We start from the raw sequence: 18333 nt of genomic DNA on the forward strand, positions 1-18333 counted from the left end.
GGGCGGTTCATGGCACAAGGTCCGGTGCACGCTCCCACGTCGGCGAGGAGAAGGGCAATCGGTTATCGCCCCGGCGCCGGGCCCGTGCTGCGGCGGACGACGAGTTCGACGGGGACGACCGGGTCGACGGGGGCGGGGCCACGCGCGTCGGCGCCTTCGAGACGGTCCAGCAGGAGGCGCAGCGAACGGGTGCCGATCTCGGCGAAGTCGGTGCGCACGGTGGTCAGCGGAGGCAGCAGGTGTGCGGCCTCGGGGATGTCGTCGTAGCCGACCACGCTGACCTCGTCGGGAACCGGGCGCCCGGCCTCGTGGAAGGCGCGCAGCACCCCGAGGGCCATCTGGTCGTTGGAGGCGAACACGGCCGTGACCTCGGGGCGTTCGGCCAGCCGGCGGCCGAGGTCGTACCCGGAGTCGGCGCTCCAGTCACCGAAGAGCGGCTCGGTGGCGGGCGCCCCGGCCGCCCGAAGGGTCGCACGCCAGCCGGTCACCCGCGCGTCGGCGGACGTCCAGCCCGCCGGCCCCGCGATGTGCCGGACGGTGGTGTGGCCGAGACGCAGCAGGTGCTCGGTGGCCAGTCGGGCGCCGTTCATGGAATCCGCGGTGATCAGCGACGTGCTGCCACCGAGGTCGTTCTCCAGCACCACCAGAGGGGTGGACAGGTGTGCCTCCGCCAGGGCGCGGCCCACCCGGCGCTGGGGGGCGATGGCGATCACCCCGTCCGCGCCCTCGGCCGAGAGCCGGTCCGCGGCCCGCACCACCGTGTCCCGGTCGGCGGTGTCGAGGGCGATGGAGCTCACGAGGTAACCGGCTTCCTGCGCCGCGTAGTTGATCGCGGTCAGGATGGAGGCGGGCCCGAACCGCGCCGCGTCGAAGGAGATCACGCCGAGCATCCGTGTCCGGCCGCTGGCCAGCGAGCGGGCGCTGCGGCTGGGACGGTAGCCGAGCGAGCGCATGGCGGCCAGCACGGTCTCGCGGGTCTCGGGGCGGACGGCCGGGTTGTCGTTGATCACCCGGGACACGGTCTGCTTGGAGACGCCCGCCAGCCGCGCCACGTCGTCCATCACGGGCCGGGCGCCCGCGAAACCCCGCCGGCTGCGTCGCGGGGGGACCGGGCTGTCGGCATTGCGGGGCATCGCGGGGTGCTTCCTCCGGCTGGTTGCGGCGGCCCTTCCGGCCCGGCGGATCCACAGAATAGGCACGGGACGTCCACCACGCGGCAACCCGGTGAGGGTTTCCCGGCCACGCACCGGCCGGGTGCCGCTTCAGCCGGAGCACGTCCGCCCGGCACGGCGCCGGGACCGCGCACGGCAGCAGCGCACCGTGCGGACCGCGGACCACTCGATGCCCTTCCCGCGGCGGAGCCGTGGGTCGCCCCGGCCGCCGTCGCACGGTTGCGGCCGGTCAGTTCGGTGAGGGGATACGGGTGGCGATCTCGCGTGCCATGCGGCGGGCCTCGGGGGACACCGGCTGGCCGTCCTGTGCGGTGCCTGCCTGCAGCAGGTCGAGCAGGTCCTGCGACTCCTCCTGGTACAGCTCCGCCAGCCGCTCGGCGGTGCCGTATCCGGGCAGGAAGTCGATCTCGTCCAGGTCTGGGGGGTCGTAGCCGTCCATGGTGGGGCAACGTACCCGGTCTGGTCCGGGTCACGCAGCCCGGATCAGCGGTACGTCCTCCACACCCGGCAGTCCGGGGCGCAACGCCGCGGGGTCGGGCCGGAGTGGCGGGGCGCGGTGGGCGAGCGGCGCCGGCAACGCAACGCCGTCACCGTCGCCGATCCGGTCGTCTAGGGCGGGGTGCTCCGGTGAGGCGTTGCGCAGGCCGTTCCGGGAGGGCGGGAGCCGGAACTCCCGGCATGGGTCGGCCCCACGGCGACCAGCACGGCCAGCAGGGCGCCCGTGACGAGGGCGGGGGCCGGGGACCAGGCGGCCGGCACCAGGGCGGCCGCGGTGACGGGGTACGGGAGCCACTCGGCCGCCCTGGTCTGGTGGGGGCGCAGGTGCACGGCCCAGACCGTGACCAGGAACACGGCCGCCGGAACGGTCACCGCCGCTCCGGCGGCCGGGGCCGAGGCACCGGTGTGCCGCGTGACGTGGTCGGCGTACGCGGCCAGGCCCGCCCCCTCGGCGGTCGCCGCGGCGAAGACCAGGTAGTGGCCGTAGGCCCAGGGGAACCTCCTGCGGTGGTCCTGGTGCGTCGTGGCGAGCAGCGTGTGGGCGGGCCGGGCGAAGTACAGCCACCACAGGGCGTAGGCCGTCAGCAGGCCGCCGGCCGCCACCGCGGCGAGCGCCCCGGTGCCCTGGTGGCGGTCGAAGGCGCTCCGTACGGCGACGGTCGCCGCGGCGACGGACTCGCCCAGCACGATGAGGGTGAACAGTTCGTAGCGTTCGGCGATGTGGTGCGGGTGCCAGGGCGTCATCCCGGCGGACTGCGCCCACACGGGCACGCCGAGCTCGGCGGTGATCAGGACGGCCATGCCGGGCAGCCGCAGCGCGGGCGGTACGGCGAGCAGGGTCACCCAGCCGAGCTGGCAGGCCGTCACTCCCCCGGCGAAGCGCAGGGCCGTCCGGCGCCGGGCGGGGTCGGACAGCGCCGCCCGGAGCCAGAGGGCCGCCAGGGTGGTGCGCAGGACGACGTATCCGAGCGTGACGATCCTGAGGTCGCCCGCCTCGAACGCCCGGCGCACACCGGCCGCGAGCACGAGCGAGCCGGTGATCTGGGCGAACACCGTCAGCCGGTAGGGCACGTCGTCGGGGTCGTAGGCGGAGGCGAACCAGGTGAAGTTCATCCACGCCCACCAGATGGTGAAGAAGACCAGCGCGAAGCGCAGGGCACCGGTCGCGTACGCCCCGTGCGTCAGCGCCGTGTGCAGGCTCGCTGACGCCTGTGCCACCGCGATGACGAAACACAGGTCGAAGAAGAGTTCCAGTGGGGTGGCGGACCGGTGCGGTTCGCCGGGGTCCCGGCCCCGCATGGTGTTCATGCCGCGCTCCTCGCTGTGCCGGCTCCCGGACGTGGGCCGTCCCGCCGAGGCTAGGGCGGCCCGGTACCGGTGCCGTGTCCGCCGGTGCACGGGCTCTTGCCCGAGAGCGCACGGCCGGCGGGGTGTGCACCGGCGGACAGCACCCGGTGCGCTGCCGGACAAGGCGCCGGCTTCCCGGGCGCCTAGCGTCCCCCGGGTACGCACAGTTCGGCACCACAGGAGGAGACATGACCACCAGCCCCCGGTCCGTTACCGGCAGCCGGCCCTGGCTGCACCAGCAGGGCGAGGTGATCCAGGAGTTCGGGACCGTCAAGCAGTTCCCGGTCGGCCTGTCCCATGAGGCACGCATGTACTCCTGTCAGCGCCTGAACAAGGTGCTGGCGGACACGCAGATCCTCTACGGCCTGTACAAGAAGCACCACTGGCTGATGCGCGGGGCGACCTTCTACCAACTGCACCTCGTACTGGACAAGCACGCGGGGGAACAGCTGGAGATGGTGGACACCGTCGCCGAACGCGTCCAGTCGCTGGGCGGGGTCGCGGTGGGCGACCCCCGGCACGTCGCCGAGATCACCTCGATCCCCCGGCCGCCGGACGGGGTGGAGGAGGTCCCGGCGATGCTGTCACGGCTGCTGGAGGCCCACGAGAGCATCCTCGTCGACGCCCATGACGCAGCGGCCCGGGCCGCCGAGCTGGGAGACGACGGCACCAACGACCTGCTGGTGTCGCAGGTGATCAGGACCGGTGAACTGCAGGCGTGGTTCATCGCCGAGCACCTGGTCGACACGCCGCTGGTCCGGGCCTGACCGAGCCCACGGACAACGGTGCGGGCGGTCCTCGCACTTGCACCGGCCTGGGCGCGGGCATCGCCCGACCGCCGAGCGGCGCACCCCTCGTCGCACCTCGTCGACGGGCCGGCCGGAGCTGTGCGACCGCGCCGCGCTCGAGCGGGCGGCCGGACTTCCGCACCGTCTGCCCGGCCGCTGACGGCGGTCCGGGTCCCGGCTCAGCCGGCCTGACCGGCCGCCGCTCGCAGCGGACACCCGGTGCCGACACGCTGCTGCAATTCGTCCCGCAGCTCGGCCAGTTCGGCCATACGGGCATCGATGAGCCGGATCTTCTCCGCCAGCAGCCCGGAAAGTGCTGCCGCCGAGTCCGGGGCGTCGAGCAGTTCCTCGCCGTGGCGAGCGATCTCCGCGAGGGAGAAGCCGAGGGCCTGTGCGGTGCGGACGTAGGCGAGCCAGGGCACCGTCTCGGGCGGGAAGTCGCGATAGCCGTTCGGCAGCCGCCGGCCCCTGACCAGGCCGACCTTCTCGTAGAAGCGGATGCCGTCCTTGGTCATGCCGGTCCGTGCGGCCAGCTCTCCGATCAGCATGACTCCCCGTCAGTTCCCTTGTGCGGGCTTGACCTTGGACCCTACTCCACTGTTTAGCGTGACGCGCGTCGCTGTCACGCAACCAGCAGGAGCCACATCATGATCCCCCTTGTCGCCCCGTCCCACCCCGCCTATCCGCGAGTGGTGCGGGCCAGCGCCTGGTACGACCTGGTCGTCACCGCCGGGTTCGCGACGCCCTGGACGTACACCCTGGTCAACCGCACCCTGTCGGCACTGGGCGAGGCGCTGGGGCTGGGTGCGCTGCCGGCGGTCGATCCGGTGCAGACCATGTACGCGAACCTGATGGGTTCGGTGGTGGTCGTCTGGGCTCTGCTGCGCATCCTCCGGCCCCTGCCGGCCCACGGGCTGTACGACGGCGCCGCCCGCGTGCTGTTCTCGGTGTGGATGTCGTACGCGGTCGCCCAGGGGGTCACACGGCTGCTGTTGCTGTTCCTCGTCGTCGAGGTGTCGTTCGGTGTCGCCCAGCTCGTGCCCTGGTGGCGGGTCCGGGGCGTCCACCGGCCCGGGGTGCTTCGATAGGCGGGGCCTTTGCAGCGGACGGAGCCTTGGTCGCGGGGAAGGGGGGCGGAGCCAGGAGCGGGTGTGATCCGTCCCGTCCGCGGGTACTCGCCCGCCCGTACGGCAGGGAGGTCACGGCATGGGCGGGCGAGCGGGGCGCGGGCGGGTGAGGGCCGCTTGACGGCTTCGGACAGGACCCTGCTCACCGGATGGTTCAGCTTCCGGGACGGCGAGGCGACCGCCGGGGACGTCCTCGCCCTGTGCCGCGTCCAGGGCGTCCTGGACCGCGCGGGGCACGCCTACGACACGGTCTGGGGCCCCGCTTTCCAGCCGGACGCGCTGCACCTCGACGACGTGCGCCCCCAGGCGTACGGCAGTCTGGTGTTCGTGTGCGGGCCGCTGCACGGGCCGCAAGTGACCGATCTGCACCGGCGGTTCCCGCACTGTCTGCGGATCGCCGTCGGGACTTCCGTGACCGAACCCGGCAGCCCGGCCGTCACCGGGTTCCACCGCGTACTGGCCCGCGACGGTCCGGCGCTCGAACCGGTGCGGGACCTGTCGGCGCGTGTCCCGGCCGGCCCCGCCCGGCCGGTGGTGGGGTGATCCTCACCCGGGGGCAGCACGAGTACGGTGACCGGCGGCGCCATGAGGACACCGCCGACCGGATCACGCGCTGGCTGCTGGCCAGGGACTGCGCCCGCGTCGAGCTGGAGACCCGGCTCGACACCAAGGACTGGCGGCTGTGCGCGACGCCCGGGCAGCTGGACTCCGTGCTGCGGCGGCTGGACCTGGTGGTCACCGACCGGCTGCACGGACTGGTGCTCTCCCTGCGGGCCGGCGTGCCGGCCCTGGCGGTCGACCCGGTCGAGTCGGGTGCCAGGGTCACCGCGCAGGCCCGGTCCTGCGGCTGGCCCGCGCTGGTGGCCGCCGAGCACCTCGACGACGAACGGCTGGAACGCTGGTGGGACTGGTGCCTCGCCTAGGGAGCGGACACCGCACGCCGGAACCGGGCCGGTTTCCGTTCCGGGCGGACGCCGGACAGCGCCGACGACCTGCTGCGGGCACTGACCCGCCGGCCGCCCGAGGACACGACCGGGCCCGGCGGGCATTGGATGCCGCACCCGGGGAACACGGTGAGCCATGAACGACCGGAGCCACCCGGATGATGTAGAACTCACGGCCCACGAACGGCTCGCCCTGCTCCGCATCGAAGCGGAACTGCGCCGCGACCGTCGCCTCACCCGCCGGATGAGCGCCGCGCCCCCTCGGGTGTGGCTGCCGCTGACGGTCGCCGTCCTGATGTGCGCGTCGATCGTCCTCGGCGTCCTGGGCATCCGGACCTCGGATCCGGCTCTGGTGTGGGGGTTCGCCGTGATATGGCCGGCCACGCTGCTGGCGGCCTTCCGGCTGCTGTGCCGGGTGACCGGGAGCGGTGACCGCGCCACACCCTGGGTGTGACACCGCCCCTCTCGGTCCGGGGCCGTAGGACCATCGCCCGAGGCGGCGCGGCCCCGCGGTGGGTACCGTCACCGGGTATGAAGATCACCGAGAGGCCCCGGGACCCCGGTCGGCGCCGGCATGACGTGCTCGAGAAGCTGCGCGGCCGGGCGGACGTCTGGGTGGCCACCTCCGGCGCGGACGGTGTGCCGTGCCTGGTCCCGCTGTGGTTCGTGTGGGACGGAGCCGCCTTGTGGCTGTCGACCAGGATCACCAGCGCGACGGGACGCAACCTGCGCGACACCGGCCGGGCCCGTCTCGCCCTCGGCGACACCCAGGACGTCGTCCTGATCGACGCCGCGGTGAAGACCTTCGCCACCCGGGACGTACCGGCCGCCGCCGCGGACGCCTTCGCGCAGCGGTGGGGGTGGGATCCGCGCGAGGACCATCCCTCCTACACGTACTTCCAGGCGCTGCCGCGGGCGATACAGGCCTGGAACGGGGCGCACGAGCTCAAGGGGCGGCATGTGATGCGCGACGGGGAGTGGGCCGCCCCGGCCCCGTGACGTCAGGAGCGGCGGACCCGCACCCGCTCCACCAGGTCGGCCGCGGCCCGCGGCCAGTCCGGGTAGGCGAAGGTGAAGCCCGCGTCCCGCAGTCGGCCCGGGACGACGCGCCGGCTCTTGAGCAGCAGCTCGGTGTCCGAACGCAGTACGAAGGCACCGATCTCCGCCATCCACGCGGTGGCGGGCAGGCCGACGGGCATGCCCCACGCCTTCCGCAGGGCGTGCATGAAGGCCCGCTGCGGGAGGGGCACGGGGGCGGCGAGGTTCACGGGCCCGGTGAGGTCGTCCCGGTCGACCAGGAAGTCGACGGCGCGCACGAAGTCGCGGTCGTGGATCCAGGACACGTACTGTGCGCCGCCCGCGACCGGACCGCCGAGGCCGAGCCGGGCCAGCCGCAGCAGGACGTCGAACACACCTCCCCGGTCGGGGCTCATCACCATCGCGGAGCGCAGGGCGGCCTTGCGGGTGTGCGGCGTGTCGGCCCGCTCCTGTTCGCGTTCCCAGGCCTTGGCGATGTCGACGCTGTACGACCAGTAGCCGGGCACGCCCGGCTCGGCACCGCCGATGACACCGCTCGCCTCGTCGTGGGGCGCGTCGAAGCGGTGGGCGTACACGGTGGCCGTGCTCATCTGCAGCCACAGACGGGGCGGCCGGGCGGCGGCTGCGATCGCCTCGCCCACGACCCGGGCGGACTCCACCCTCGAGTCCATCATGGCTTTCAGGTTGACCGGGGTGTAGCGGCAGCTGACGCTTCGCCCGGCCAGGTTGACCACCACGTCACTGCCGTCGACGGCTTCGGCCCAGGGCCCCAGCGTCCTTCCGTCCCAGGCGAGCTCACCCGGGCCCGCCGGACGTCTGGTGAGCACGACCACCTTGTGACCGGCCCTGGTCAGCGCGTGCTTCAGGACCGTACCGACCTGTCCGGTGCCTCCGGGCAGCACGTACCTCATCCCACTCCCCCTCTTGTCGCCGACCACGACCTTAGCCCAGAATTGAACATGTTCAAAAACAGACGTGGGGAAGACAAGGGAAGCGAGGCGCCATGAGTCCGGCTCTGGCCGACATCCTGGACGCGGCCGCACGGGGGATGTTCCCCCCGGCCGACGGCGGTACGACCGTGGTGCGGCAGCCCAGTCGGCGTGACGCCGGGGTGATGGCGTTCACCGCGCACTCGGTCGTGTTCACCGACGAGGACCCCCGGTGGGTGCACGAGACTCTGGCCGCCGTCGACTGCGATCCGCTGGCGGCCGCGATGAACCCCCGGTTCCTCGCGGCGCTCCTGGAGCGCACCGGACGGTCCACGGACACCGTCGACCTGCTCGCCGTGGCGAGCGCCCTGCCCGGTGAACCACCCCTCGAGCTGTTCGAGTTGGCCGATCCCGAGCACCCCCGGGTGTCCAGAGCCCGCGAACACCGCGACGACGTCCGGGCCTGGGCGGCCGACGGCGGGCTGCTCGTCCTCGGCCGGGGCGTGGCCGGCCGCTGGGAGATGGCGGTGGACGTGGAGGAGGACGCACGCCACCGGGGCCTGGGCCGGCTGCTGGCCACGGCCGCGCGGCATCTCGTGCCGGACGGGCGGCCGGTGTGGTCGCAGCAGGCCCCGGGCAACGCGCGGGCGGTACGCGCCTTCCAGGCGGCCGGGTACCGGCCGGTGGGCGCGGAGGTTCTGTTGAGCGCGCCGTAGTCACCGGACCGGCCCCGGCCCGGGGGCGGACGGCCCCGGCCCGGGTTCGGTCATGGCCCGGGCCGTGTCATGGCCCGGGTCGTGTCATGGCCCGGGTTCGGTCACGGCTTGCGGGCGACCGCCCCGTACATCGCGATGTCCTCGTCGCGGATGCCCTTCTCCCCCGTGCCGTCCGGGTGCCACTTGTGCACCTGGACGATGCCCGGCTCGACCAGTTCCAGGCCCTCGAAGAACTCGTGGGCCTCGTCGAGGGTGCGCAGCCGCATCGGCATGTTGCGGGCCGCGTACTCGCGGGCGACGCGGCCCACCTCCTCGGGCGCGAACTCGGCGGTGCCGATGGACATCGCCAGGTAGCTGCCCGAGGGCAACGGCTCCAGCAGGCGGCGCACGACACCGACCGCGTCGTCCGCGTCGAGCATGAAGTGCACGATGGCGATCACGGTGAGCGCGACCGGCTCGCCGAGGTCGAGGGTCTCACGCAGTTCGGGGGCGTCCAGGATGGCCGCCGGGTCGCGGAAGTCCGCCTCGATGTACGACGTCCTCCCCTCCGGCGCGCTGGACAGCAGGCCCTGGGAAAGAGTGAGGACGATGGGGTCGTTGTCGACGTAGACCACCCGTGACTCGGGGGCCACCGACTGGGCTATCTCGTGCAGATTCGGGGAGGTGGGGATGCCGGTGCCGATGTCCAGGAACTGGCGCATGCCCGCCTCCTCGGCGAGCCAGCGCACCGCGCGGTTCATCCAGTCCCGGTTGGCGCGCATGTGGACGGGGAGGGCGGGCCACTCCCGGGCCATGGCGTCGCCCGCCTCCTTGTCGGCTGGGTAGTAGTCCTTGCCGCCCAGGATGTAGTCGTAGATCCGGGCGGAGTGGGCGTTCTCGGTGTCGATGCGGTCGGCCGGCCATCCGTTGTCGGGCAACGCCGTGTCTCCCATTCGAGTAGGGGCGGTCACAGGGATCCGAAGCGGATCCATGATCCACCGGAACCGGGGCAACGCTCAGCAGAACAAGGCATGTTCACAGGAGAAAGTCGGCGTCACCCGCCTTCACGCCGGTCAGGAAGTCCGTCATCTCGCGCGGGGTGAAGACGAGCGCAGGCCCGTCCGGGTCGGTGGACTGGCGGACGGCCACGCGTCCGTCGGCGAGCTGTTTCACTTCCACACAGGCACCCCCGGCGTCGTCGCTCCACGGCTTGGTCCAGCCGCGCGCGCCCAGTTCCCGGGACGGCATGCCGTTGCGTATGTGGTGGTGCACTCAGAGCTCCTTGCGAATAGAACCGAGCAACGCCTCGGTCTTCCTGGCGGGCGCCGCCTGGGCGCCCAGCCGGTCCAGGGCCTCGCGGTACACCACGACGTCGTCCGCCTTGTCGAGGTAGACGGCGCCGACCAGGCCGTTGAGGTAGACGATGTCGGGCAGTTCGCGGGCCCGGAACCGGAAGAGGTGGTACGCGCCCGCACGCATCGCCGGATGCGGTCCGTTGGCGAAGGGCATGATCTGCAGGGTCACATGGGGCAGCCGGTTCAGTTCGATCAGGTGGTCGATCTGCGCGCGCATCACACCGGCCCCACCGACCGGCCAGCGCAGCACCGTCTCGTCCATCACCACCCACAGCCTCGGCGGCGCGTCCCGCGACAGCAGTTCCTGGCGGCGCATGCGCAGCGCGACCCGGCGCTCCGTGGCCTGCCCGGACGCGTGCGGGTTGCCCGCGCCCAGCAGGGCGGTGGCGTACTCCTTGGTCTGCAGCAGTCCGTGGACGAACTGGTTCTCGTAGGCCCGGATCTGCAACGCGGCCTGCTCCAGGCTGAGGTACGCGGCGAACCAGTCCGGCATCACATCGCGGTAGGTGTGCCACCAGCCGCGCTTGTTGGCCTCCCGGACCGACTGCAGGAAGGTGTCGATCTCCTGCTGGTCCCGCACCCCGTAGGTGTTCAGCAGCTTCTCGGCGTCGGCCAGTCTGAGCCGGGCCACCTTGGCGGCCTCCATCCGGCGGATCGTCGAGTGGCTGACCCCGATCGCAGCGCCCGCCTGCTCGTACGTCAGACCGGCCCGGGTCCGCAGCTCCTCCAACTGCCTGCCGAGGATCATGCGCAGAACGGAGGGCGCGCCGCCCCAGTCGGTCTCCGCGGTCACGCCTTACCCCCTCACACCGTCGGTTGCAGGGTCACCGTCTCACGCGATCGCCACACAGGCTCATTCGATCACTTATTGCCGAAAGCAGCATGCACGCGGCTTCTTGCAAATTTCAACTTGCTGGTTGCGGGGTGTTGTTGGCAGGTGTCACAGTGGACTCACTGCTCCGGCCCAGAAAGGAGCAGGCGGTGCAGCCCAGTTGGGGGAAACCGGGCTGCGATCGGGCGCCGCCGTGCCCGGGTCGCCGTCCGTCCCCAGCGGGCCGGCGGCCGCGACACCAGCACACCCCCCACGATGCGAGCCGGACGAAAGGCGACGGCGATGCCCCCGCCCTCCCTCCCCCAGCCCCTGCACCGACTCCCCGGCGCCGAGCACCTCGACAACCTGACCGCGGACGGACGTCCCCACCGGCCGCCGGCGGCGGCACACCCCCTCCGACCACCCGGAGGCGAGCACACCGGTCGACTCCCCGGGCCCGAGGGCCCCGACCGGCTCGCCTCCGGGGCCGAACCGCCGGACCGGACGCACGCGTTCGCCCTGGCCTCGATCCCGGCATCGGTGGCCCGGGCCCGCGCCTGCGTGCGGAAGGCGCTCGCCGCCCGGGGCATCGACGAGGACGTGTCCGAGAGCGCCGTCCTCATCACCTCCGAGCTCGTCACCAATGCGCTCACGCACTCCGCGGGCGAGCGCATCGTGTGCCGGCTGCACATCAGCCCCGAGCGGCTGCGCATCGAGGTCCAGGACGACAACCGCGGCCCCTCCCGTCCGGCGCCCCGGCAGCCGGGGCCCGAAGACCAGAGCGGCCGCGGGCTGCTGCTGGTCGAGGCGCTGAGCACCGACTGGGGCGTGGCGGGCGTCCCCCACCGCTACGGGCGCGTCGTCTGGGCCGAGCTCATCACCACCCCGCACGGCCCCGGGCCCGCCGCACCGCCGCCTCCCGCTCCCACTCCCTGACCTCCGGCCGCAGGGCGCCCCCACGCGCTCCGCGGCCACCCCGGCCCATCCCCCACTCGGCCGAAGGACACCCGCCTGATGATCCGATCCCACCCCACCGGGCGACACGGCTCACGGCCCCGTCGCACCCCGGTGACCGCAATGGCCCCTCTCGCCCCGGCGCACCCCCGGGTCCGGATGGCTGATCCCTCCTGGACCCGTACCCGTCCCAAACCGGGCCCGGACCATCCCCAGCGGCGCTTCCGGCATCCCGCGCGCTGACGGCGCGTCATCGGCGCTGACGTACGGTGGAGGCATGGCCCCTCCCCTTCCGGGCCCGCTGGCCCACCTGGCACCGCTGCTCGGTCACTACGGTTACTGGGCCGTCGGCGCCGTGGTCTTCGTGGAGGACTTCGGCATCCCCGCTCCCGGCGAGACGATCCTGATCGCCGCGGGCGTGTACGCGGGGGCGGGGCAGCTGAACATCGGGGCCGTGGCGGCCATCGCGTTCGTCGCCGCCGTGCTCGGGGACAACGTGGGCTATCTGATCGGCCGGTCCGGCGGTCGCGCCGCCGTGCACCGGTGGGGCCGATACGTCCTGCTCACACCCAAGCGCTTCCAGGCGGCCGAGGAGTTCTTCATCCGGCACGGCGGCGGGATCGTCACCGTGGCACGCTTCATCGAGGGACTACGGCAGGCCAACGGCATCATCGCGGGCACCATCGGCATGCCCTGGCGGCGCTTCCTGGTGTTCAACGCGCTCGGCGCGGCGCTGTGGGTCGGCCTGTGGACGACCCTGGCCTACCTCGCGGGCAACCACATCGACCAGGTCTACCAGCAGATCACCCGCTATGAGCGCTACGTCCTCATCGCCCTCGGCCTGCTGGCCGCCGCCCTGCTCGCCCGCCACCTGCTGCGCCGCCGGCGCCGGCCCTGACCCCGGGCGGCGCTGTCGTCGTCCCGATGGGACTCCGCCCCCCGGGTAGGTCGGGCCCGGCACCTGGACCAGCAGCCGGCCCACCCGCGCCGCCACACCGGCCCCCGAACGCGTCACGGAGCTGTCCGGCATCGGGACGCGCTGCCCCGGGGACCGTTCAGGAGGCGTCCATCAGGCCCGCGGCGAGCGTCGCGCCCAGTTCCCAGCAGGCCTCGGTGTCGGCCTTCCCGGGCTCGCCGGTCACGACGACCGGTTCGGCCGCCCGCCGCCAGCCGAGGCCGGTGGTGATCGTCTCGATGGCACGCAGCGCCCCGGTGACGTCGCTGCCGCCGTGCACGTAGGAGCCGAAGGGGCGGCCGCGCGTCTCGTCCAGGCACGGGTAGTAGATCTGGTCGAAGAAGTGCTTGAGCGCGCCGGAGACGTACCCGAGGTTGGCGGGCGTGCCGAGCAGGTATGCGTCGGCGGCGAGCACATCGGACGCCGTCGCGGTCAGGGCCGCACGACGGACCACGCGGACCCCCTCGATCTCCGGGGCCGTGGCCCCGGAGACGACGGCTTCGAACAGCGCCTGGCAGTTGGGCGAGGGCGTGTGGTGGACGATCAGCAGGGTGCGCACACCCGCACCCTGCCGCGGCCGCCCTCCGGCCGCAAGGCCACCGGGGACCGGCGGTGGCCGACGGTGGGCCGACGGTGGCCGACCACAATTGCGTACGACCTTGTCGGTGCCCTCGGTTAAGGTGACCGGCCTGGACAGAGGGGGGTTACGGCGTTGCGTGTCGACATGGGGGCCGTGCGGGGCCGAGTGGTTCCGGTCGTCCTGCTGGCGGCCGTGCTGGGCGGCTGCGCGGGATCGCCGGACGGCGAGGACGTGAGGTCGTCGCCGAGCGCGTCGACGACGGGCGGCGACTCCGGGACGGCGACCGGCGAGGTCACCGAGAGCGGCGGCAGGACGGGCGCCGCCGGTTCCGCCTGTGAGCTGCCCGTGACGTTCGATGTCGCCAAGGGCTGGAAGGCGAAGGCGATCGAGGCCGAGGCGGACGCGAGCGGGGCGGCCGGCGACCTCGCCGACGCGCTGCTCCACCAGGGCCCGGTCACCGCCGTGTGCGAGATCGACGCCAAGCCGGCCGGCCACATCGGCTTCCTGCGCGTCTGGAAGGGGAAGCCGGGCGGCGCCGACGCGCGCGCCGTCCTGCGGGCCTTCGTCGCGGCGGAGGACAACACGGGCAAGGAGAAGTACCGCGCCTTCAGGACGGGCGGTGTCTCCGGCGTCGAGGTCGACTACGTCTACACGAGCAAGCTCCTCGGGGAGTCGAAGAAGGAGACCGCCCTCGCGGTCACCACGCCGCACGGCCCGGTCGTGCTGCACCTCGGCGGGCTCGACACGGAGGAGCACGAGAAGATGCGTCCGGCGTACGAGTTGGCGAAGCGGACCCTGCGCATCGTGTGAACGCCGGGCCCGGCCGTCAGCACGGCCGGGTGGAGCGGCCCAGGTAGGTGAGGGGGCCGGGGTCCCGCACCGGGATCTCCTGGAAGCCGAGTCGGTCGTAGAACGCGCGAGCCGCGGTGTTGGCGGTCACCATGCCGAGGTGGACCGCGGGGGCCCCGCGCTCGTGCAGCGCGTTCAGCAGGGTGTCCATCAACCGGCGCCCGTAGCCGCGCCGCTGCCATGCCGGCAGCAGGTCGATGTGCAGGTGCGCGGGATGGGCGGCCAGTTCCGGCAGGAGCATCCGTTCGGGGCGGTGCAGCAGCGCCACCATCTCCTCGCTCGGCGTGCGCGGCGGCGCCGAGGGCCTCGGGTAGCGATCGGCCACCCGGGGGATCCACGTCTCCCGGAAGTTCTCGACGAACCGCTGCGTGTCCGCGGTCCCGACGACGTAGCCCACCGGCCGTCCCCGCCCGTCGTCCAGGACGAAGGCGAGTTCCGGCTCCAGGGCGCAGTACGGCTCGGCGAACAGGGTCGGCATCAGACGGTGGTCGGGATACAGGGCACGCGAGTCGCCGCCGTTGTGGGCGGTGCGGACGCATACGTCGGCGACGCCCGCACGATCCGACGGACGGTAGGGGCGAATACGGGGCATGGGGTCCATGAACGCCATCCTGACGCCTATGGAAGCGCTCCCACAACGCACGTCGCCGCCCGCGGACCGCACCGCCCCGGGCAACGCGCCGAGCGCACCGGGCCACAGGCGCAACCCCGCCTCGGGAAGGCCACCTTGGGTCCTCCGGCGGTTCAACTGACGCGCCCGCGAGGACGGTTTGAGCCGTCTTCACCAAATGATCACCAGCAGCAGGACGAATATCACAATTACGTATCGGACATTCCGCGCTTCAACCTTCACACCAGCCACACAAGTTGGTTAGGTTGGCGACCAGACCGCACGGCTCCCCCCGGCGAACCCCGCCGGGCCGCGCGGCCTCCGCCGAGTCCGGTGTCCCCGCGGGGCAGCCGGAGCCGGGGACCCAACCGACTTGGGGTGAATCGGCCCGACCGCCCGACGGGGCAGGGGTCGTAGGGCATGCCTTCCACCATCGACCGCCCGAACCCGACAGCTAACCCGGTAGGCGGAGCACGGAAGGAGTACGGCCCCCATGGCGCGCGAAAGCCGCGACGAGGTTCGGCAGCGAATCGACAGCCTTTACGACCAGACCGAGAACGCCACGGGGAACTTCAACGCGACCCGCGCGTCATCGGGGGGAACGCGCGGCCGGGGCGTACGCCTGCGCAGGCCGGACCGGGGTGCCGACCCCGGGCTGGACAACATCGCCCGGCAGTGGATGACGGGGGCGCGTTCCAAGCTGGGTCCCACCGTTCCCGCCGCGCTGCCCTCGGACCGGACGCCGTCCCGCACGTCCAGCGCCGGGCTGGACAATGTCGCCCGGGAGTGGATGACGGGGGCGCGTTCCAAGCTGGGTCCCACCGTTCCGGCGGTACTGCCCAAGGACCGGACGCCCAAGCGCTCGCCGGAGCGGCGCCCCGGCGCCATTGTCCCGATCCCGGAAGAGCTGCTGGAAGCGGCCGGGCGCTCCCTGCCTGAGCTGCCCGCCGGGCCCACCGGGCAGGGGGGCGGCCGTGCCGTACCGGAGCTGACCGCGCGCCCCAGAGCGGAACTGACCGCCGGGCCCGTCGCCGCGCTGCCCGCCGTGCCGGAGCCGCGGCGGGAGACGGCCCTGGCGCTGCCCGCTGCCGCGCCGCGGCGGTCCTCGCCGCTGGCTTCGAAGGGGAAGTACCAGCAGAAGCTCGCCGCGGCCCGGGAACTCCTCTCCCGCCGGATCGCACAACCCGACTCGTCCGCACCCCGCCCGGCGGCCGAGCCCGCCCGTCCCGCCATGCAGACCTGGCGCGGCGACCCGGAGCAGGCTCTTCAGCCCGAGGAGCACGAGTGGCTGCGCCGGCAGTGGTCCGGGCTCAGCGCGGGTCTGTCCGCCGTGGGCGGTGGTACCGCCGACGGAGGTGCGACAGGCGCGACGGCCGGTGCCGGCACGGCCGCTCCCGGGGGCGCGTTCCCCGGCGCCTCCCTGGGCGTCGCCGCCCAGGGTGCCGCCCCCATGACCGGCACCGGAAACTTCAGCGTTCCCAACCCCCTGACGGACAGCGGCTCCTTCGCGGTGCCCAACCCCGTCGCGGGCACCGGAACCTTCGCCGTCCCCAACCCGCTGACGGACAGCGGCTCCTTCGCGGTCCCCAACCCCGTCGCCGACAGCGGCTCCTTCACCGTCCCCAACCCTCTGGCGGACAGCGGCTCCTTCGCGGTCCCCAACCCCGTCGCCGGCACCGGCTCCTTCGCCGTCCCCAACCCCCTCACCGACAGCGGCTCCTTCGCCGTCCCCAACCCGCTGACGGACAGCGGCTCCTTCGCCGTCCCCAACCCCGTCGCCGGCACCGGAACCTTCGCCGTCCCCAACCCCCTCACCGACAGCGGCTCCTTCGCCGTCCCCAACCCTCTGACGGACAGCGGCTCCTTCGCCGTCCCCAACCCCGTCGCCGGCACCGGAACCTTCGCCGTCCCCAACCCGGCCGCAGGTGCAGGAGCCTTCGCCGTTCCCAACCCCGTCGCCGGCACCGGGACGGTCACCGCTGCCGCGCCCCTCACCAACACGGCGACCGTCACCGCGCCCGGCCCCGTCCCCGGCGCGGGTACCTTCAGCGCCCCCAACCCCCTGATGAGCGCTGGAGCGGTCATCGCCGCGCCCCCCGTGACCACCACCGGCGCCTTCGCCACCGTCAGCCCTCTCGCGGCGCCCACCCTCGCACCCGCCCCACCGGCCCCGGCCCCCACTCCCGCACCGGCACCCGCACCCGCACCCGCACCCGCACCCGCCGCGGCCCCTGCCCCGTTCGAAAGCAGGGCCGCGAAGGCGCTGGCCTTCGCCCGGGCACAGATCGGGCGGCCCTGTGTGTGGGGTGCGACCGGGCCGGGCTCCTACGACTGCTCGAGTCTGACCCAGGCCGCCTGGCGCACCGCGGGCGTGACGCTGCCGCGTGCCGCCCGGGAGCAGGCGGACGCCGGCACCCCGGTGACCCTGGGTGACGCACAGCCGGGGGACCTCGTGTTCTTCTTCGACGACGCGAGCCACGTCGGCCTGTACGTCGGCAACGGCATGATGATCCACGCGCCGGGCCAGGGCGCCTACATCCGCGAGGAGTCGGTCTACGGCGCCGGAGAGGCGGCGATTCAGCGCGTGATACGGCCGGCGTGAGAGCGCCCGCGCCAGCTCTCGTAGTGATCGAGCAGGGTCTCCTCGACCGGACGGTAGGTGAGACCCAGCTCGCGCACGCTCCGGCTGTTGTCCACGCGGAAACGGATGCCGAGGTGTTTGCGGATGTAGTCCTGGGTGAGACCGAAGGCCGGGCCCAGGACGCGCACCGGCCAGTGCGGCAGCGCGGTGCGCGGCAGACGGAGGTCGTGGGGACGGCGGGCGCGGATGACGCGTGACATCTCGTGGAAGGACGTCATGGTCTCGGCCGCGACGATGTAGCGGCCCTTCGCCGCCGGGTTCTCCGCGGCGAGGACGTGGGCGTCGGCGACGTCCCGCACGTCCGCCGTCGTGAAGCTGAAGTCCGGGGCGCCGTAGCAGAAGTAGCCCTTGAACAGCTCGTCGAGCAGGAAGAGACTGCCCGAGTCGGACGCCGGAGTGAGTGAGGGACCCAGGATCAGGCCGGGGTTGACGGACACCATCCGCCAGCGGTCCTGGGCCCGTTCGGCCTCCCACGCGATGCGCTCCGCGACGGTCTTCGCGTAGTGGTACGGGTTGTTCTCCACCGTGCTGGTGGTGTTGAAGTACTTCTCCGACAGCACCTGGCCGTCCATGGCGAGGACGTCCGCGTAGTCGCCGAACACGGCGCCGACCGTGGAGGTGAACACCAGCGTCCGCACGCAGCGCGTGCGCTCCACCGACGCGAGCACGTTGCGGGTGCCCCGCACGGCCGGGTCGACGACGTCCCGGCGGCCGTCCTTGATCTTCTCCGGCATGAGGAACGGCGACGCCACGTGGAAGACGACCGCACAACCCCGCATCGCCTCGTCGAACGAGCCCTCCTCGAGCAGATCGGCCTCGAACAGCGCCAGTTGTCCGGGAAAGGCCTCCTGCATCTCCCAGAGAGGCCGCACCTTCGCCGGGTTCGCGAGCCGGCGCACGGTCGCGTGCACCCGATAGCCGCGCTCCAGCAGCCGCCGCACCAGATGGCTGCCGACGAACCCGCTGCCGCCGGTCACCAGGACGGGCGCCGAACCGGAACCCACCATCACACCCCACCCCATAAGATCGGTTTATGAGCT

The 18333-nt window shown here is 72.9% G+C and carries 20 protein-coding genes, 1 pseudogene and 1 riboswitch; of the genes and pseudogenes, 10 read left to right on the forward strand and 11 right to left on the reverse strand.

Annotated features, from left to right (window positions below):
• Positions 1-62: 62 nt before the first annotated feature.
• The 3 genes from ACWC21_RS02430 to ACWC21_RS02440 all read right to left on the reverse strand — a co-directional run bounded on the left by ACWC21_RS02430 (position 63) and on the right by ACWC21_RS02440 (position 2978).
• On the reverse strand, positions 63-1133 hold the full coding sequence (locus ACWC21_RS02430) for a LacI family DNA-binding transcriptional regulator (protein WP_450877283.1): 1071 nt from the start codon (positions 1131-1133) through the stop codon (positions 63-65).
• A gap of 268 nt (positions 1134-1401) precedes the next feature.
• On the reverse strand, positions 1402-1611 hold the full coding sequence (locus ACWC21_RS02435) for a DUF6417 family protein (RefSeq protein WP_388793531.1): 210 nt from the start codon (positions 1609-1611) through the stop codon (positions 1402-1404).
• A gap of 170 nt (positions 1612-1781) precedes the next feature.
• Positions 1782-2978, reverse strand: coding sequence for a low temperature requirement protein A (locus ACWC21_RS02440; RefSeq protein ID WP_450877285.1), 1197 nt, complete (start codon positions 2976-2978; stop codon positions 1782-1784).
• Positions 2979-3205: 227 nt separating this feature from the next.
• On the opposite strand from ACWC21_RS02440, the gene ACWC21_RS02445 reads away from it, so the two are divergent.
• Positions 3206-3784 (forward strand): Dps family protein, encoded by a 579-nt coding sequence (locus ACWC21_RS02445; RefSeq protein ID WP_450877287.1) that lies wholly within the window; start codon positions 3206-3208, stop codon positions 3782-3784.
• 200 nt (positions 3785-3984) lie between these two features.
• Here the strand turns inward: ACWC21_RS02445 and ACWC21_RS02450 are convergent, their stop codons facing one another.
• Positions 3985-4353, reverse strand: coding sequence for a MerR family transcriptional regulator (locus tag ACWC21_RS02450; protein WP_450877290.1), 369 nt, complete (start codon positions 4351-4353; stop codon positions 3985-3987).
• 99 nt (positions 4354-4452) lie between these two features.
• Between ACWC21_RS02450 and ACWC21_RS02455 the strand changes: the two genes are divergently transcribed.
• From ACWC21_RS02455 to ACWC21_RS02470, 4 genes and pseudogenes are all read left to right on the forward strand, one after another.
• Positions 4453-4893, forward strand: a complete 441-nt coding sequence (locus ACWC21_RS02455; protein WP_450877292.1) for a hypothetical protein — start codon at positions 4453-4455, stop codon at positions 4891-4893.
• Between the two features lie 156 nt (positions 4894-5049).
• A pseudogene (locus tag ACWC21_RS02460) lies at positions 5050-6038 on the forward strand (polysaccharide pyruvyl transferase family protein).
• Complete coding sequence (locus ACWC21_RS02465; protein ID WP_450877294.1) at positions 6013-6330, forward strand: DUF3040 domain-containing protein; 318 nt, start codon at positions 6013-6015, stop codon at positions 6328-6330. Before ACWC21_RS02460 ends, ACWC21_RS02465 begins: the two are co-directional and overlap by 26 nt.
• 77 nt (positions 6331-6407) lie before the next feature.
• Positions 6408-6875, forward strand: coding sequence for a pyridoxamine 5'-phosphate oxidase family protein (locus ACWC21_RS02470; RefSeq protein WP_450877296.1), 468 nt, complete (start codon positions 6408-6410; stop codon positions 6873-6875).
• A gap of 2 nt (positions 6876-6877) precedes the next feature.
• On the opposite strand, the gene ACWC21_RS02475 is transcribed toward ACWC21_RS02470, so the two are convergent.
• The gene (locus ACWC21_RS02475; RefSeq protein ID WP_450877298.1) at positions 6878-7825 is read right to left on the reverse strand and encodes a TIGR01777 family oxidoreductase; all 948 of its coding nucleotides are present in this window, start codon (positions 7823-7825) and stop codon (positions 6878-6880) included.
• Positions 7826-7917: 92 nt separating this feature from the next.
• Between ACWC21_RS02475 and ACWC21_RS02480 the strand changes: the two genes are divergently transcribed.
• Complete coding sequence (locus ACWC21_RS02480; protein WP_450877300.1) at positions 7918-8559, forward strand: GNAT family N-acetyltransferase; 642 nt, start codon at positions 7918-7920, stop codon at positions 8557-8559.
• A gap of 101 nt (positions 8560-8660) precedes the next feature.
• Here ACWC21_RS02480 and ACWC21_RS02485 read toward each other — a convergent pair whose 3' ends face one another.
• The 3 genes from ACWC21_RS02485 to ACWC21_RS02495 form a co-directional block, all read right to left on the reverse strand.
• Positions 8661-9476 carry an SAM-dependent methyltransferase gene (locus tag ACWC21_RS02485; protein ID WP_450877302.1) on the reverse strand — a complete coding sequence of 272 codons (816 nt, stop codon included), beginning with the start codon at positions 9474-9476 and terminating at the stop codon, positions 8661-8663.
• 97 nt (positions 9477-9573) lie between these two features.
• Positions 9574-9786: a DUF397 domain-containing protein gene (locus ACWC21_RS02490; protein WP_450877690.1), complete on the reverse strand. Its 213-nt coding sequence runs from the start codon at positions 9784-9786 to the stop codon at positions 9574-9576.
• Between the two features lie 24 nt (positions 9787-9810).
• A complete protein-coding gene (locus ACWC21_RS02495; RefSeq protein WP_450877304.1) occupies positions 9811-10686 on the reverse strand; it encodes a helix-turn-helix domain-containing protein in 876 nt (291 codons plus the stop codon).
• Between the two features lie 321 nt (positions 10687-11007).
• On the opposite strand from ACWC21_RS02495, the gene ACWC21_RS02500 reads away from it, so the two are divergent.
• A complete protein-coding gene (locus ACWC21_RS02500) occupies positions 11008-11640 on the forward strand; it encodes an ATP-binding protein (RefSeq protein WP_450877306.1) in 633 nt (210 codons plus the stop codon).
• 295 nt (positions 11641-11935) lie between these two features.
• Positions 11936-12556: a DedA family protein gene (locus ACWC21_RS02505; RefSeq protein ID WP_450877308.1), complete on the forward strand. Its 621-nt coding sequence runs from the start codon at positions 11936-11938 to the stop codon at positions 12554-12556.
• 157 nt (positions 12557-12713) lie between these two features.
• Here ACWC21_RS02505 and ACWC21_RS02510 read toward each other — a convergent pair whose 3' ends face one another.
• Positions 12714-13172, reverse strand: a complete 459-nt coding sequence (locus ACWC21_RS02510) for a flavodoxin family protein (RefSeq protein WP_450877310.1) — start codon at positions 13170-13172, stop codon at positions 12714-12716.
• 165 nt (positions 13173-13337) lie between these two features.
• On the opposite strand from ACWC21_RS02510, the gene ACWC21_RS02515 reads away from it, so the two are divergent.
• Positions 13338-14003, forward strand: coding sequence for a lipoprotein (locus ACWC21_RS02515; RefSeq protein ID WP_450877312.1), 666 nt, complete (start codon positions 13338-13340; stop codon positions 14001-14003).
• 16 nt (positions 14004-14019) lie between these two features.
• Here ACWC21_RS02515 and ACWC21_RS02520 read toward each other — a convergent pair whose 3' ends face one another.
• Positions 14020-14643, reverse strand: a complete 624-nt coding sequence (locus ACWC21_RS02520) for a GNAT family N-acetyltransferase (RefSeq protein WP_450877314.1) — start codon at positions 14641-14643, stop codon at positions 14020-14022.
• A 321-nt stretch (positions 14644-14964) separates the two neighbouring features.
• A riboswitch (cyclic di-AMP (ydaO/yuaA leader) is annotated at positions 14965-15137 on the forward strand.
• A gap of 8 nt (positions 15138-15145) precedes the next feature.
• Here ACWC21_RS02520 and ACWC21_RS02525 point away from each other — a divergent pair.
• Entirely contained in the window at positions 15146-17254 is a 2109-nt protein-coding gene (locus ACWC21_RS02525; protein ID WP_450877316.1) for an NlpC/P60 family protein, read from the forward strand.
• Here ACWC21_RS02525 and ACWC21_RS02530 read toward each other — a convergent pair.
• Positions 17230-18300 carry an NAD-dependent epimerase/dehydratase family protein gene (locus ACWC21_RS02530; RefSeq protein WP_450877318.1) on the reverse strand — a complete coding sequence of 357 codons (1071 nt, stop codon included), beginning with the start codon at positions 18298-18300 and terminating at the stop codon, positions 17230-17232. The two genes, ACWC21_RS02525 and ACWC21_RS02530, sit on opposite strands and share 25 nt — an antisense overlap.
• Between the last annotated feature and the right edge of the window lie 33 nt (positions 18301-18333).

The sequence above is a fragment of the Streptomyces sp. NPDC001348 genome, assembly GCF_053597535.1.

Bases quoted from the DNA above. Each gene is read 5' to 3' on its own strand.
- ACWC21_RS02450 (WP_450877290.1), bottom strand. From the start codon at position 4,353: ATGCTGATCGGAGAGCTGGCCGCACGGACCGGCATGACCAAGGACGGC.
- ACWC21_RS02520 (WP_450877314.1), bottom strand. From the start codon at position 14,643: ATGGACCCCATGCCCCGTATTCGCCCCTACCGTCCGTCGGATCGTGCG.
- ACWC21_RS02435 (WP_388793531.1), bottom strand. From the start codon at position 1,611: ATGGACGGCTACGACCCCCCAGACCTGGACGAGATCGACTTCCTGCCC.
- ACWC21_RS02465 (WP_450877294.1), top strand. From the start codon at position 6,013: ATGAACGACCGGAGCCACCCGGATGATGTAGAACTCACGGCCCACGAA.
- ACWC21_RS02455 (WP_450877292.1), top strand. From the start codon at position 4,453: ATGATCCCCCTTGTCGCCCCGTCCCACCCCGCCTATCCGCGAGTGGTG.
- ACWC21_RS02480 (WP_450877300.1), top strand. From the start codon at position 7,918: ATGAGTCCGGCTCTGGCCGACATCCTGGACGCGGCCGCACGGGGGATG.
- ACWC21_RS02500 (WP_450877306.1), top strand. From the start codon at position 11,008: ATGCCCCCGCCCTCCCTCCCCCAGCCCCTGCACCGACTCCCCGGCGCC.
- ACWC21_RS02515 (WP_450877312.1), top strand. From the start codon at position 13,338: ATGGGGGCCGTGCGGGGCCGAGTGGTTCCGGTCGTCCTGCTGGCGGCC.
- ACWC21_RS02430 (WP_450877283.1), bottom strand. From the start codon at position 1,133: ATGCCCCGCAATGCCGACAGCCCGGTCCCCCCGCGACGCAGCCGGCGG.
- ACWC21_RS02475 (WP_450877298.1), bottom strand. From the start codon at position 7,825: ATGAGGTACGTGCTGCCCGGAGGCACCGGACAGGTCGGTACGGTCCTG.
- ACWC21_RS02445 (WP_450877287.1), top strand. From the start codon at position 3,206: ATGACCACCAGCCCCCGGTCCGTTACCGGCAGCCGGCCCTGGCTGCAC.
- ACWC21_RS02505 (WP_450877308.1), top strand. From the start codon at position 11,936: ATGGCCCCTCCCCTTCCGGGCCCGCTGGCCCACCTGGCACCGCTGCTC.
- ACWC21_RS02490 (WP_450877690.1), bottom strand. From the start codon at position 9,786: ATGCCGTCCCGGGAACTGGGCGCGCGCGGCTGGACCAAGCCGTGGAGC.
- ACWC21_RS02440 (WP_450877285.1), bottom strand. From the start codon at position 2,978: ATGAACACCATGCGGGGCCGGGACCCCGGCGAACCGCACCGGTCCGCC.
- ACWC21_RS02470 (WP_450877296.1), top strand. From the start codon at position 6,408: ATGAAGATCACCGAGAGGCCCCGGGACCCCGGTCGGCGCCGGCATGAC.
- ACWC21_RS02525 (WP_450877316.1), top strand. From the start codon at position 15,146: ATGGCGCGCGAAAGCCGCGACGAGGTTCGGCAGCGAATCGACAGCCTT.
- ACWC21_RS02530 (WP_450877318.1), bottom strand. From the start codon at position 18,300: ATGGTGGGTTCCGGTTCGGCGCCCGTCCTGGTGACCGGCGGCAGCGGG.